This is a genomic window from Hyunsoonleella aestuarii, assembly GCF_006148925.1.
In the GTDB taxonomy this organism is placed as follows: domain Bacteria; phylum Bacteroidota; class Bacteroidia; order Flavobacteriales; family Flavobacteriaceae; genus Algibacter_D; species Algibacter_D aestuarii.
This window is the reverse complement of sequence record NZ_VAWB01000002.1, coordinates 127,678-142,347: the sequence shown is the minus strand read 5'-3', so window position 1 is coordinate 142,347 and position 14,670 is coordinate 127,678. Positions and strand designations below refer to the sequence as shown.

Below are 14,670 nucleotides of genomic sequence, written 5' to 3'. Positions count from 1 at the left end.
AATTTTTAAAGTCATGAAAAATATTCTTCTTCCTACCGATTTCTCTGAAAATTCTTGGAATGCCATAAAATATGCGTTGCAGCTTTTCAAGAATGAAACATGTCGATTCTTTTTGTTAAATACATACACACCAGCAATTTATCAGGTCGAATATGTACTTCTAGAACCCGCTCAATTTGGGATGGTTGATGCTGTAAAAGAAAATTCCCTAAAAAAATTAAAAGAGTTAAAAACCCGTATAAAAAAAGAGTTTAATAACCCTAAACACACCATAAAGAGAATTGCAGCTTTCAACAACTTGGTTTCCGAAATCAAACATATTGTTCAAAACAAGCCTATCGATTATGTAGTAATGGGAACTAAAGGAGCTACCGGTACCAAAGAAATATTATTTGGATCAAATACTGTGCACGTTTTTAAAAGTGTAAAGTGCCCTATTTTGGCAATACCCAGTGATTTTAACTTTGAAACGCCACATGAGGTCTTGTTTCCAACCGATTATGAGGTAAGCTATAAACCTTATCATTTAAAACCCATAATTGATATCATTTCACTTTATACTACCAGGGTAAATATACTGCATGTTTCTTATGGTTATGATCTATCAGAACTACAAAAAGCAAATAAAAAAATACTTGAAAAGCACTTTAAGAAAATAGCTCATTTATTTCACGATGTAAGTAACCAAACTGTTGAAGAAGGTATAACAAATTTTCAACTGAAGACCAGAATAAATTTATTGGTTATGATAAACAACAAGCATTCATTCTTTGAAAACTTGTTTTTCAAATCTACCATAAACCAAATAGGGTTTCATTTAAATGTTCCTTTTTTGGTAATTCCCGCAAAAAACAATAAAACTTAAACTATGGGACGGAATATTTTAATACCAACTGATTTTTCGGACAATGCATGGAACACGGTCGTCTATGCTTTAAAACTCTTTGCCGAAGAGTATTCTACATTCTATTTTTTAAACTCAACAATCATTAAAGTATCAACGCTTTCCAATCTTTCTAATAAGTTATTAAAAACGATGCAGGAAAATGCTATGAAACAACTGTTAGATTTAAAAGATTTAGCAGAAACATCTAATGTCAACGCAAACCATAATTACCAAATAATATTAAGTTTAAAAGATTTAAAAACCGCTGTTAAAACAGCAGTAAAAGATTGGGGAATTGATTTGGTGATTATGGGAACCAAAGGCGCTACTGGCGCAAAAGAGTTTTTCTTTGGAAGTAATACCATAAATATTGTAAAAAGTTTGAAAAACTGCCCTGTTTTAATAATTCCAGAAGAATATGACTATATAACACCTTCACAAATGGCTTTTCCAACAGACTTCAATAGGTTTTATAGTCATAAGGAATTGAAACCTTTAAAGGAATTGGCGGATTTAAATAACTCCAAAATACGCATTATGCATATTAATGTTGAGGAAAAACTAAACGACATACAGAAATACAATTTAACAAAGCTTAAGGAATATTTGGAATACTATGAGTACTCTCTTCATTGGTTGCCAAAGTATGATAAAAAAGCTACAGAAATAAATGATTTTATTGAAGAACATAATGTTAATATTCTGGCCATGGTTAATTATAATCACAGCTTCATAGAAAAAATCATTAGAGAACCTATCATAAAAAAAATAGGATTTCACCCCAGAGTACCTTTTTTAGTAATACCTGAATGAGATAATATTTATCATTCCCCTAAATATTAATTAAGTTTAATTCATTGAAACCCCGAAAAATAAGGAAATGAAACGCAAAATATTATTACCAACGGACTTTTCCAAAAATGCATGGCATGCCATTGGCTATGCCTTAGAATTATACAAGAAAGACGTTTGCGATTTCCATATTTTAAACGTGTTTTCCGGAACAGGAAATGTTGTAGATAGCCTAATAAACATAGGGCCTGGAAGTGAATTGTATGAGACCGCTAAGTTAGATTCTGAAAATGGGTTGGCCAAATTGTTGGACATGATAGCTTTTAAACACTATGACAATCCAAAACATCATTTTAAAACTATTTCAACATTTAATAATGTCGTGGAAGCCATTAAAAATATAGTGGAAGAAAAAGATATAGATATGATTATTATGGGAACTAAAGGTAAAACGGCATCGAGAACAAAATTGTTTGGAAGTGTAGCCATTGATGTTATGGAAAAGGTAAGAAACTGTCCCGTTATTGTGGTTCCAGAAAAAGGCAAACATAATTTACCAAAGGAAATAGTTTTCCCCACTAGTTACAAAACCCATTTAAAAAGAAGAGAGCTCAATTATTTGATAGATTTAGCCAAAAAATGTGAAGCAGTCATCCGTGTTTTGCATATCTCTTCCGAAGATAAATTAAGCGATAAACAACTCAATAACAAAAAACTTATAGAAGAATATTTTGAAGATGTTGAGTATACGTTTCACTCGTTAAGCCACATGGATATCCCAACAGCAATAGGCTGCTTTGTTCAAAGTAGGGATAGTGATATGGTGGCGTTCATAAATAAAAAACATGTTTTTTTTGGTAGCATATTAACACATCCATTGGTTAAAGAGATTGGTTATAACTCCAAAGTGCCCCTTTTGGTAATGCATGATTTAAGAAGTTAAAACAAGGTTTAAAATTAATAACTTATTACAAATGAAAGCAGGTGTTTGGTTAGATAAAAAAAAAGCTATTATTGTTACTCTAAATAATGGCGAAGAGAGTATAAATACCATATTCTCAAACATAGAACATTACCATGTTTATGGTGGCTCTGGTACAAGATTAAAAGGTGGACCACAAGATGTTGTTCAAGATAGCAAATATTTAGAGCGTGAAAAACACGAAATAAAAAGATATTTTGACGATATCATTTTAGAAATTAAAGAGGCCAGTGCCATAGTGCTTTTTGGCCCCGCGGAAATGTGTAAAAAACTACATAAAGAAATAATACATAACCATGCATATATCACCACAAAAATTAAAGATGTGGTAAAGACCGACAGTATGACCAATAAACAAATCAAAGCTTGGGTGAAAAACTTTTTTTAACCCAAGAAGTCTGTAGTTTTTGTGCTCGATAATTAATTTTATAAGATTACCAATGGAACAGGATACTTTCGATATCATAAAATCTTCAGGTGAAAAAGCAAAATTCTCACTAGATAAGTTAAAAGCTTCATTAAATCAAATTGGTGCAGATAAACAAACTGTAAATCAAATTATCGACAAGGTGAGAGACGAGATCTACCAAGGTATTTCTACTAAAGAAATTTACAACAGAGCTTATGCCTTGCTTAAAAAAAACAAAAGCCATCTGGCATCAAGATATAAACTTAAGAAAGCTATATATGAGCTAGGGCCAACAGGATTTCCTTTTGAACGTTTTATTGGTGCGATATTAAAATACTCTGGATATGAAACAGAAATTGGAAAAACTTTATTGGGGCAGTGTGTTAACCATGAGATTGATGTTGTTGCCCATAAAAATGACAAAACCGTGGTTATTGAATGCAAATTCCATAGAGAGGAAGGACTTAAATGCAATGTAAAAATACCACTATATATCAATTCCCGATATAACGACGTAAAGGCATTTTGGAACTCAAACCCAAAAAACGGTATCAACCTTAAAGAAGGTTGGGTAGTAACCAATACACGCTTTACGGAAGATGCCATAAAATACGGTAAGTGTGTTAACCTATATCTTTTAAGTTGGGATTATCCAAAAAATGATGGATTAAAAGACCGAATAGACCGTTTAGGATTGTATCCAATAACGGTATCAACTTTACTAACAAACAGGGAGAAACAATTCCTCTTAAGTAGAGATGTAGTGCTTTGCAGAGAATTAATTGGTGATGTTTTTTATTTAGATCATTTGGGAATTTCCGAAACAAGAAAGAAAAGAATTTTGAATGAAATTAAAATGCTTTGTAATCGGTAAAATCTATGGGCAATTCTGTTAATATAAATTTTTTGGGTGCCGCAGGTGTTGTAACTGGTTCAAAGTTTCTTATTGAAACTTTTGAAGGTAACATAATGATCGATTGTGGCATGTTTCAAGGTTTAAAAGAGTTAAGGGAACTCAATTGGAGTGATTTGCCTATTAATGTTGAAGCAATTGATGTGGTTTTGCTTACACATGGCCATTTAGACCATATCGGGTATTTACCCAGATTAATAAAACAAGGCTTTAAAGGAAAAATAATAGGCACAGCACCTACATTAGCCATTGCTGAAATTATATTGAAAGATAGTGCTAAAATCCATGAGGAAGATGCCGAAAGAGCCAATAAGGAAAAATATACAAAGCACAAACCCGCATTACCTTTTTACACCTTACTTGAAGCTGAAAAAACTATAGCAAATTTTCAAGTTGAAATGCCTAATAAATGGATATCCTTTACTAAAAATATATCATTTCGTTTTCAATATAATGGTCACATTATTGGGGCCACTTTTATAGAATTGGATATATATGGCAAACGGTTTGTGTTTTCAGGTGATATAGGTAGGACTAATGATTATTTACTTGATGACCCAAAAAAACCAGAATGGGCAGATTTTTTATTTGTTGAAAGCACCTATGGAAATAAATTACACCCTGAAGAGAATATAGACGATATTCTTTCCAAACTCATTAAAGAAACCATAATAAACCATGGTAATTTAATAATTCCGAGCTTTGCTGTAGAGCGTATGCAAACCCTCATGTTTTTACTATGGAAACTATACAAAAAAAATAAAATACCCAATATTCCCATCTTTATTGATAGCCCAATGGGAAACAATGTAATGGAGGTTTTTAAACGCTTTACAAAGTGGCATAAATTATCAAATTCAGATTATGAGGCCATGTGTAATCATTTAAACATTATACAATCTTTCAAAGAAACTTGGGAAACCATTGACGATACACGTTCAAAAATAATTATTGCCGGAAGCGGAATGGTAACGGGAGGTAGAATATTAACTTATTTGCAACAACTTATAGACAAACCTTTAACCACCGTTTTACTAGTTGGTTATCAAGCCGAAGGCACGAGAGGCAGACAGTTGCAAGATGGCGCGCATGAAATACGTTTTTTTGGTAAATACTACTCTGTTAAAGCCAACATTAAAACTATCGAAAGTCTATCAGCACATGCAGATCAGAACGATTTGCTTGATTGGATGAATAACATTAAAAACATACCAGAAAAGGTGTTTTTAATTCATGGAGAGCCTACAGCTTTGGATGCCTTTCGTATAAAGATTCAAGATACATTTAAGTGGCACGTTATAGTGCCAAAATTAACTGATGTAGAAAAAGTAATACTTTAATTTAAAATATTTATAAAAATGGAAGCATTTCAAAAGTATAAAAGCTTCAATGGAAATAAATCTATTGAAGAATTACAATACAACATATCTATAGCTATAAATAGATTGGAAAATTTAAAACTTGAACTTGAATTTTATACCATTCTAATTCATAAGCCTTTTTTTAAAAACCATATGATAAATTTATATGAAAGCCTGTCTATCTTTAAAAAAGAACTGAAAGCTATAAGTGACAACAGGGTTGCTTTATTAAATAAAATGTACTCGCATTCCAATCATATTAGAAATAAAATAGAATGTGATGATCTAGCATGCGATTATTTTTTCATCAAAGAGCATGACGATATTGAGCTAAGGGTTTTCAACTTTCATGAAGCTTTTCTGGACCTAAAATTCAGGTTATTTCAATATCTGGAAAGTGTTTTTGTTAACTAAATGGAATTCCTAAAATTAGAATAGCTTAGTTACTTGACTGATATATATCATTGCAAAAACTGCTTTCTGTAGGTATATTAGTGTTCCAAAATACATGTTTAACTTAAAATAATAATATCATGACAACATTAATTAAACGCAGAAAGCGCAACAGGTTATCTCCTCTTGAAAGCCGATTGGTAACACCTTGGAACAATAGTTTTTTAAGACCTTGGGGAGGTAGATTTTTTACTTCAAACTTCGACAACTTAAACAGTCTAATGAGGTTTGATGATATTTTTAATGACGATTTCTTGGAAGATGATAGTTTAATGCCTGCTGTAAATGTAAAAGAACATGAAAAAGATTTTGAAATCGAGTTTGCAGCTCCAGGTTTTAACAAAAAGGATTTTGAAGTTACTATTGAAGACGATATACTTCATGTTAGCGGTGTAAAAGAAGTAGAAGAAGAAGAAAAAGAAAAAGAGTATTCTCGTAAAGAATTTAGTTATAAATCCTTTAAACGATCTATGATGCTTCCACCATCTGTAGATTTAGATCAAGATGTTAAGGCATCATACAAAAATGGGATCTTGAAAGTTAGATTACTTAAAAACGAAGAAACCATTACACAAGAGCCTCCAAAAAAGGTCATTGAGGTCGATTAAATTTTTTAAAAGCAGAAAGTAATGAATTATAAATTACTTTCTGCTTTTTTTTAAACTCTTAAAATAAATGAAGATGGAAACAAAACAAACTAAAGTAAAATATAAAGCTTGGTTAAGTGCTGAGACCATGCATGACAATACACGTAAATGGATGTCAGAATTAAAATTTGCAAAAGACGAGATATTATTCTTTAACGATTTAGTAAAATCGTATACACTTCAATTAATTGATTCTAAACACTTTGCAGAGAGCAAAAAAATAATAGACAAGCTCAATATTTTAAAAAAAGATACTGATAACTTAATCAATACCGTTAAAAACCATGAAAAAGGTCTAAAGGTTATGGTTGATGGTGTAAACGAACTTCAAAAAGAAGATACTTATAGACGCAAACATGCAAAACTAATAATAGTGGTAAGCAATTTTTTAGAAAAATATAGAATACTAAAAACTCAGTTGTTTTCGCTAATTACAGGTGTAATAAAAGAAGGCAAACAAAAACGTTTGCTTCAATAACAAACACAAATAATGAAACTTTTAAAAAAAATAGTATGGTGTTTATTGTTATTTAGCTGTTCAAGTGTGGAGCTTATTGATTATTGGAAAAACCCAGAAATTATTAGTTATAGCGCAAACAAAATTTTAATAGTTGGAATGACACCCAATATAGAAGCTAGACAAAAATTTGAAAAACAACTAAAAACCGAATATAATTCTAGAGGCATTGAAGCAATCATGAGTTATCAATTTTTAAATTCATCTTTCACCTCAGAAAAGAAAACGGAAGAAGAGTTAAAAGCATTGGAGGACAAACTAATAGCAGAGGGATTTGATACTATTTTATTAACCAAAGTTATAGGTATTGAAGATAAAATTGCTTTTAAAGAAGGCTATGATAGTTTCGATAACACACACAAAAAATTCAAAGAAGATTATTTAAAATACCAAGACGCCTTTTATAATCCAGACTATTATCTAGAATATACAGTCTACAATACGGAAACCTCTTTATATTGCATCTGCCCAGGTGAAAATCGGGAACTCATCTGGAAAGGATATATTGATATTACAGATCCTGAGTCCATTAATGAAACAGTAAATGATTATGTTAGATTAGTAATTGTTGTTTTGGAAGAACAACAACTTATAAACCCTATTTCATTGAAAATGGAAGAATTTATAGATGAAAAGGCTATCCAATGATATTATATCAAAGATTAATAGGGTCCTAGTTATATTTACTATTTTCCTAGTTATAAGTTGCTCCTCAACGAAATTGATAACAAGCTGGAAAAACCCAGGTTATGATATATTCAAGCCAAAAAAAATATTGGTTATTGGTGTTACATCAAATTATGATGTACGTAAAGCTTACGAATTTCAATTAATCACAGAATTAAATAAAAGAGAAATAATGGCACTACAAAGTGCTGTAGTATTTGAAAAATCATTTATTGATTCCGAGCAAACAGAAAATGATATTGAAAATCAAGTAGATAAACTATTATCTAATAGTTATGATACCGTGTTAGTATCTTTAGTTAAAGGTATTGACAATAATGAATCTTATGCAACCGATTCTCCAAAAACTGATTATCACTTAAGAAAATTTATTGGATACTATTTGGCATATCAAGATGCATATTTCAAACAGGATTATTTTAACAACTATAAAGTTTATAATATCGAAACATCTATTTACGAATTAAAAAAAGACTCTGATAATACATTGGTTTGGAGAGCTACATTTGATTTAATTGATCCAGAAAACAATTCTAAAGCTATTAGTTCTTATATTAAAAAACTAGTTAAAGTTCTAGAAAAGAACAATTTTATCTCTAAATAGTAGCCCTCACTCATTTAACAATTTAATCTTCTCGTGGTATGGTATTTCATTATGAGACATCCGTAAATTTAAGAAGGTTTTTAATGTAGGTCTGTTTCTAATCTAATAGTCTATATTTATGTATTCTCCTTTAATCTGGCTCCTTTCCTAATGATTTTTCTACTTTCTTTTCCTTTTACTACTAATCCGCTATCTTCTAACCATACAATAGCTCCCGTAGGACATCTTTGAATAGGCTTTTGTGTATTATGATTATCCGCATAATTAATTACAGGTAAATTATTTTTCATAGTAATCAATGCACCGGCATCCATGGCGCATTTTCCACAAGCAGTACAACCAACCTGGCAATCTTCAAGCAAAGCCTCACCATGTTCAAGATTTTTACAAGCCACCCAGAGTTTGTTACTTATAGGTTGAATAGAAAACAAATCTTTAGGGCAAACCTCCACACAATCACCACAGGCAGTGCATTTCTCTGTATCAACTATTGGTAAACCATTTTCGTCCATATTAATAGCATCAAAATCACACACAACTTCACAATCACCATACCCTAAACACCCCCAGAAACAACCTTTACCTCCACCCGAAACCAAAGCAGCTGCTTGACAGCTTTGAATTCCAACATACTGTGCTCTATTAACAGCTACATTAGTTCCACCTGCACAAGCCAGTCGCGCAACTAGCTTTTCTTCAATACCTATATCAACACCTAGAAATTCTGCTATGGACTGCCTTCCTTCATCAGTACTAACCGTACATTTACTAGGTAAGGATTTCTCATGAACCAATGCTTCAGCAAATGGCCGGCAACCTGGATACCCGCAAGCACCGCAATTGGCGTGAGGCAGCATGTCTTCAACCTTGTCAATACGAGGGTCTTCATACACATAGAGCTTTTTGTTTGCAACAATAAGCATAATGGCTAGAAGTAACGTTAACCCTCCAAGTGCGACAATAGCAATAATAATTGACATATTAGTTCATTAATTTACAAAACACAATTCTCTTTTATTTCTCCATACACTTTAAAAAATAATTTCAGCCCATTTTCTCCCGGCTATAAGTTCTGCTTTACGAAGTTTCCATTTTTCCTCAGATCCTAAAATTTTAGAAAATGATGTATTGAGTTTGTTAAGGATGTTTGCATATCCTGCAACATAAACGTAAGTATTAGACTTTGAAAGTAGTTCTTTCAACTCAGTAGTTTGTTCCTCAAGCGCTTTTTCTAACTCAATGGAATCAGCCCAGTGTGGTCTCTTACTTAGCGCATGAAAAGCTTCAAATGTATCCTTGTCATAATAATTAGTGAGATCACCATCTTTATCATTTAAATACAGCAGTTCTAAACCACTACGAGCACCATAAAATAATCGTATTTTACCTTCCCAATCCTTCACATTTTTATATATATGTTTAATGAATGCACGGAAAGGAGCAATGCCTGTACCCATACCAATGAGTATCATATTAGCAGTTTTATCCTCCGGAACTCTAAAGGGCAGTTGAAAAGGGCCAGTAACTGTGATTTCGTCACCTTTTTTCCGATCGCATAGATAATTTGAAGCAACACCTTTGTATTCTTCACCATTGAAATCATCAATATATGAGCAACGCTTTACTAACATGGTAATTTTTGGATTACCGTTGATTCGTGATGGTAAATCTGCCACACTGTAGAGTCTATGATGAAATGTGTTGCCAAAATCACCTGTAGCTTTCACCAATACTCCAAAGCTTTGATCTACTTCGCATTCAAACTCTGAGTCTTTTACTTCTAGTATAATTTCCCGCACTTCTTCGGTGTTTTGCGGTGTTAACCGTGAAGTATCTTTTACGACCGCTTTATAGCGTTTTTCGGTATCGAAATCTGATAAATGTGCCATGTTTATTTTTTATTTTATTGTTATTTTTTATTCAATAAGTTTTAGGATTTATGTTTCCCTCATCTTTTCGCTTGCAAACCGTAGTACAACCACAATTGGAGCAGCTTCTTCTACCTGCTAAAACGTCATCATCAGCGTATTCCTCTCTAAAAACCTTTTTCCAAAAGGTTTGTACAAGCACCCAAGCTATTGCTATAGTTACTATAAAACCAATTCCTATGATAAGCGATTTAATCATTTATTATTTTTTTAAGCACCCAAACCTGCAAATCCCATAAAGCATAGTGATAAAATACCGGCAATAAACAGTGTTAATGCTGTGCCTTTTGAAACTTTTGGAACATCCGCAAAATCCAACTGTTCTCTTAATCCAGCAATTAATACCAGAGCTAACGTAAATCCCGCACCAGCACCAAGAGCATATATTATACTTTCTAAAAAGCCATAATCTTTATTCGTTTGAAATAATGCCACGCCTAGAATGGCACAATTCGTTGTAATTAGCGGAAGAAATATTCCAAGAGATCTAAATAATACTGGACTTATCTTCTTGATGAACATTTCAACTAACTGAACCGTGGAAGCAATAACAACAATGTAGCTAATCAGTTGTAGAAAAGGGGCTCCAATACTTATTAAAAAAGCGTGAATTCCATACGCACACATAGAACTAATAAGCATTACAAACATTACGGCTCCACCCATTTTTGTGGCAGTTTCCATTTTTCCAGATACACCCAGAAACGGACAAATACCTAAGAAATAGGCCAAAACAAAATTGTTAACCAAGCATGCATTTAGAAAAATAGTACCTAAAGATTCAGTATTCATGATTTTGTTTTTCTTGTTTCTATCCCATTAATTATAAGTAACCAGATCGCTAGCGTAAAAAATCCGCCCGCAGGTAAAATCATTACTATCCAGCTTTGAAAGCCATCAGGAAAAAGGGCTATATTAAATATTGAGCCATTGCCAAGTATTTCTCTCACGGCACCTAAGCAAAAAAGTGCAAACGTAAACCCTAATCCCATTCCCAAAGCATCAAAAATGGATTTCCACACAGTGTTTTTTGAGGCAAATGCCTCTGCTCTACTCAAAATCAAACAGTTAACCACGATTAGGGAAATGAATGCTCCTAAGCTTTTGTGCAACTCAACACTAATGGCTTGAATGGCATAATCTGTTACTGTAACAAAAGTGGCGATGATAAGAATATAAGAGGCAATACGTACTTGTTTAGGAACAAAATTTCGAAGTAAGGAAACCAAAATATTTGACATCAATAAAACAAAAGCAGTAGCTAATCCCATAGCTAGAGCGTTTTCTGCCGTATTAGAAACAGCCAATACCGGACACATTCCTAATACTTGGACAAATACAGGATTGTCTCGCCATAAACCTTTAATAAACTCATCGGTAGTGGTGACCTTTTGTTTTGATGAAGCATTATCATTACTCATTACTTTCCTTTGGTTTTTGATTATTCTTGTTATAATGGTCATATAAAATTGGAACTAATTCTGATGTGCTTGTCCCTATAATATTTCCTATAGCTCTTGAAGAAATTGTAGCTCCGGTGATGCCATCAATTTCCCATGGGTTTTGTTTTTCGCCTTGCTTCAAGGTAATTAACTTATTTTTTAGTTTTCCAATATTGGATAAACTCACATCTAATGCTTTGAAATTGTTCAGAAAATGTTCCTCTTTTTCAATTTTATCACCAAGACCTGGGGTTTCTTTACTTTCTAAAACTTGAAACCCAATGAGTATTTCCTTATCTGGTTTGTACCCGTAAAGTATTCTTATAATGTCGGCATAACCTTGACCCGAAGCTTCAATAGCATATCCAATAATGTTACCATTATTGTTGTATCCGGCATATATGGCTGTTTCGGTGTTATCGCCTTCTTTCATTTTGAATAATTCCCCATTAGCATTCACACCAAATGCTTGGGTATTAACAGTTCCTGGTAGCACTTTAAAAATCGCCTTTTCTAAGGCCTCTGCCTTTAATCGTTGTACACGAGGCAGTGTTAATTCAAATGTCGTAACTATAAGTAAGGCGCTTATAATACCAATACCTACCATAGCCAACAACATTTTTTTGCTACTGGCAAGGTTTTGTGTTTTCATGTTAACAACATCACTCATACGGCTTTTACTTTTCGTTTTGTTCCATACACCCGATTTTTTATAACCGAATCTATATGTGGTGAAATAGCATTAGCTAATAATATAGAATACATAACCCCTTCTGACAAACCACCCCAAATTCTGATAACAATAGTTAGAATACCAATAATGCCCCCATAAATCCACAAACCGAGTGGTGTAATTGGAGATGAAACCATGTCCGTTGCCATATATACCGCACCAAGCATCAATCCTCCAGATAGAAGCATAAACACGGGTGATGGGTATAGTTCACTATTGAATAAATAAAGTACACCACTTAATAAAAAGGCACTTAATAATACCGCTACTGGAATTCTCCAAGACATCATATTTCTTGCAATTAAATAGATACCGCCTAAAGCGATAATTATGGCGCAGGTTTCTCCAGTAGAACCACTTATTTGACCAAAGGCCAATTCTGCTGTAGATGTTGTTATGCCGTCGAATTTAAAGGCTGAAAGTGGGGTCGCTCCTGAAACAGCATCATATTGTGGTTCCATAAAAGGCCATGTATATATTGATCCTGAAATCGTTGAGAATCGGTTGGCTAAAAATGCAGGGTGCCATGTGGTAATCGCAACCGGAAATGCTGCCTGCAAAACGGCTCTGGCAACGAGTGCTGGATTAAATACATTGTAACCTAATCCTCCAAAAATATATTTACCAAGTGCAATCCCGATAATACCCCCTACAAAAGCCATCCATAAAGGAAAACTTGGAGGTAAAGAAAGCCCCAATAGTAACCCTGTAATTACCGCTGAATAATCGTTAACAGTGGTTTCTTTTTTAGAAAGATTACACAAAAAATGTTCGGTTAATACACTGGTAAATGTTGCTGTAAAAATGACAAATAAGGCATTTAAACCAAAAGAATAAATAGAGAAAAAAACAACTGGCAATAATGCCCATACCACATTTTTCATGATATCTTCTGTACTTCGCCCTTTTACTATATGCGGCGACGAGCTAATATCTAAGGTTTTTTTAAGCATCTACTTTCTCTTTTTTTTCAGCTTCGCGCTTTCTTACAATTCGTTTTGCCAATCGAAAATACTGCACAAGTGGAATATGGGATGGACATACATAGGTACATGATCCACATTCAAAACAATCCATAAGATTAAAATCTGAAGCCATTTCATTATAAGCTTCAAATTTTGCCAGTATGCCCAATTTTGATGGATTCAATAAAATTGGACAAGCGTCTACACAAGCTCCACATTTAATACAGGGATATGTTTTAGGTGTTCTACTTACATCTTTTTTTGTAAAAACTAGAATTCCCGAAGTGCCCTTTACTATTGATATGTCAAGGTTTGAAACGGCTACTCCCATCATTGGGCCGCCCATATAAACTTCACTGATTTCTTCATCAACCCCCACTTGTTCGAGAACAAAGCGTAAAGGAGTGCCTATTGGAATGGTATAATTTCCTTTCTTTTTCACCCCTGGTCCCGCAATGGTAATAACGCGTTCTTGAATACCTTGGCCATGTGGAAGTAACCTACCTATCTCAGCCGTTGTTGCAACATTAACCACAACTACGCCAACTTCTATAGGAAGCTTTCCTGATGGAATTTCTTTACCCAAAATAGCAGTGACCAACATTTTCTCTGCCCCTTGTGGATATTTTACAGGGAGTACTCTTACGGAAACCGGCAAATCTTTAGGGATATGCTTTTTTAAATGATTAGCGGCATCTCGCTTATTAGCTTCAATACCAATGATGACCCTCTGCGTTCCCGTAGCTTTCAATAAATATTTTATTCCAGTAAAAATGTCATTCTCTTGCTCTAGCATGACCCGGTGGTCCGTTGTCAAATAGGGTTCACATTCAATACCATTGATAATCAAAGTTTCACATTTTTTTCCTTCAGGAACTTTCAATTTTACATGTGTTGGAAATGCCGCACCGCCCAATCCTACTATTCCTGCATCCTGAATGCCTTGTAAAATTTCTTCAGGAGTAGATGTATCAGGATTAATTGGGTTTCCTTCAAGTACTTCCTGAGTTGAAAAAGGAAATGCTTCAAGAAAAATACCTGTAGACATTTTACCTAAAATAGTAGGGACATTGGCGATTTTTCTAATAGTACCAGAAACCGGAGCATGTATAGGCACCGACACATAACCACCTGCCTTAGCCAATAATTGACCACGATGTACTTCCTGCCCTTCACGAACAATGATTTGCGAAGGCGCACCGATGTGTTGCGCCATTGGTAATATAATTACCGGTGGAAAAGGAAATTGCTTTATGGGCAATCCATTGGTTTCGTCTTTACTTTCCGGCGGATGAATGCCATGCTTAAAGGTGTTTTTATGAAAATTAAAAAATGCCATTAGACCATTTTT

Annotated in this window: 19 protein-coding genes; 11 read left to right on the top strand and 8 right to left on the bottom strand. The window is 33.6% G+C overall.

The window, feature by feature from the left end; genetic code table 11:
• Positions 1-13 precede the first annotated feature (13 nt).
• From FEF17_RS10295 to FEF17_RS10245, 11 genes are all read left to right on the top strand, one after another.
• The gene (locus tag FEF17_RS10295) at positions 14-865 is read left to right on the top strand and encodes a universal stress protein (protein ID WP_139002318.1); all 852 of its coding nucleotides are present in this window, start codon (positions 14-16) and stop codon (positions 863-865) included.
• Positions 866-868: 3 nt separating this feature from the next.
• Positions 869-1,699 (top strand): universal stress protein, encoded by an 831-nt coding sequence (locus tag FEF17_RS10290; protein ID WP_139002317.1) that lies wholly within the window; start codon positions 869-871, stop codon positions 1,697-1,699.
• A gap of 67 nt (positions 1,700-1,766) precedes the next feature.
• The gene (locus FEF17_RS10285) at positions 1,767-2,621 is read left to right on the top strand and encodes a universal stress protein (protein ID WP_139002316.1); all 855 of its coding nucleotides are present in this window, start codon (positions 1,767-1,769) and stop codon (positions 2,619-2,621) included.
• A 31-nt stretch (positions 2,622-2,652) separates the two neighbouring features.
• Positions 2,653-3,048: a hypothetical protein gene (locus FEF17_RS10280; protein ID WP_139002315.1), complete on the top strand. Its 396-nt coding sequence runs from the start codon at positions 2,653-2,655 to the stop codon at positions 3,046-3,048.
• A gap of 52 nt (positions 3,049-3,100) precedes the next feature.
• Positions 3,101-3,943, top strand: a complete 843-nt coding sequence (locus tag FEF17_RS10275; protein WP_139002314.1) for a restriction endonuclease — start codon at positions 3,101-3,103, stop codon at positions 3,941-3,943.
• 5 nt (positions 3,944-3,948) lie between these two features.
• On the top strand, positions 3,949-5,322 hold the full coding sequence (locus tag FEF17_RS10270; RefSeq protein ID WP_139002313.1) for an MBL fold metallo-hydrolase RNA specificity domain-containing protein: 1,374 nt from the start codon (positions 3,949-3,951) through the stop codon (positions 5,320-5,322).
• 18 nt (positions 5,323-5,340) lie between these two features.
• Complete coding sequence (locus FEF17_RS10265) at positions 5,341-5,757, top strand: hypothetical protein (protein WP_139002312.1); 417 nt, start codon at positions 5,341-5,343, stop codon at positions 5,755-5,757.
• Between the two features lie 119 nt (positions 5,758-5,876).
• Positions 5,877-6,404: an Hsp20/alpha crystallin family protein gene (locus FEF17_RS10260; protein WP_246046834.1), complete on the top strand. Its 528-nt coding sequence runs from the start codon at positions 5,877-5,879 to the stop codon at positions 6,402-6,404.
• Positions 6,405-6,477: 73 nt separating this feature from the next.
• Positions 6,478-6,921: a hypothetical protein gene (locus FEF17_RS10255; protein ID WP_139002311.1), complete on the top strand. Its 444-nt coding sequence runs from the start codon at positions 6,478-6,480 to the stop codon at positions 6,919-6,921.
• Between the two features lie 12 nt (positions 6,922-6,933).
• Positions 6,934-7,608 (top strand): hypothetical protein, encoded by a 675-nt coding sequence (locus FEF17_RS10250; protein WP_139002310.1) that lies wholly within the window; start codon positions 6,934-6,936, stop codon positions 7,606-7,608.
• Positions 7,589-8,251: a hypothetical protein gene (locus tag FEF17_RS10245; protein ID WP_139002309.1), complete on the top strand. Its 663-nt coding sequence runs from the start codon at positions 7,589-7,591 to the stop codon at positions 8,249-8,251. The genes FEF17_RS10250 and FEF17_RS10245 overlap by 20 nt, the downstream gene beginning before the upstream one ends.
• A 116-nt stretch (positions 8,252-8,367) precedes the next feature.
• On the opposite strand, the gene FEF17_RS10240 is transcribed toward FEF17_RS10245, so the two are convergent.
• The 8 genes from FEF17_RS10240 to rsxC are packed head-to-tail and all read right to left on the bottom strand — an operon-like array spanning position 8,368 to position 14,658.
• Complete coding sequence (locus FEF17_RS10240; protein WP_139002308.1) at positions 8,368-9,231, bottom strand: RnfABCDGE type electron transport complex subunit B; 864 nt, start codon at positions 9,229-9,231, stop codon at positions 8,368-8,370.
• A 51-nt stretch (positions 9,232-9,282) separates the two neighbouring features.
• On the bottom strand, positions 9,283-10,140 hold the full coding sequence (locus FEF17_RS10235; RefSeq protein ID WP_139002307.1) for a ferredoxin reductase domain-containing protein: 858 nt from the start codon (positions 10,138-10,140) through the stop codon (positions 9,283-9,285).
• A gap of 31 nt (positions 10,141-10,171) precedes the next feature.
• Positions 10,172-10,378, bottom strand: a complete 207-nt coding sequence (locus FEF17_RS10230; RefSeq protein WP_139002306.1) for a hypothetical protein — start codon at positions 10,376-10,378, stop codon at positions 10,172-10,174.
• 11 nt (positions 10,379-10,389) lie between these two features.
• A complete protein-coding gene (locus FEF17_RS10225; RefSeq protein ID WP_139002305.1) occupies positions 10,390-10,971 on the bottom strand; it encodes an electron transport complex protein RnfA in 582 nt (193 codons plus the stop codon).
• Positions 10,968-11,642, bottom strand: coding sequence for an electron transport complex subunit RsxE (gene rsxE, locus FEF17_RS10220; RefSeq protein WP_246046833.1), 675 nt, complete (start codon positions 11,640-11,642; stop codon positions 10,968-10,970). The genes FEF17_RS10225 and rsxE overlap by 4 nt, the downstream gene beginning before the upstream one ends.
• On the bottom strand, positions 11,593-12,273 hold the full coding sequence (locus FEF17_RS10215; RefSeq protein WP_211342477.1) for an RnfABCDGE type electron transport complex subunit G: 681 nt from the start codon (positions 12,271-12,273) through the stop codon (positions 11,593-11,595). Before FEF17_RS10215 ends, rsxE begins: the two co-directional genes overlap by 50 nt.
• A gap of 14 nt (positions 12,274-12,287) precedes the next feature.
• Entirely contained in the window at positions 12,288-13,307 is a 1,020-nt protein-coding gene (locus FEF17_RS10210; protein ID WP_139002303.1) for an RnfABCDGE type electron transport complex subunit D, read from the bottom strand.
• On the bottom strand, positions 13,300-14,658 hold the full coding sequence (rsxC, locus tag FEF17_RS10205) for an electron transport complex subunit RsxC (protein ID WP_139002302.1): 1,359 nt from the start codon (positions 14,656-14,658) through the stop codon (positions 13,300-13,302). The genes FEF17_RS10210 and rsxC overlap by 8 nt, the downstream gene beginning before the upstream one ends.
• Positions 14,659-14,670 lie beyond the last annotated feature (12 nt).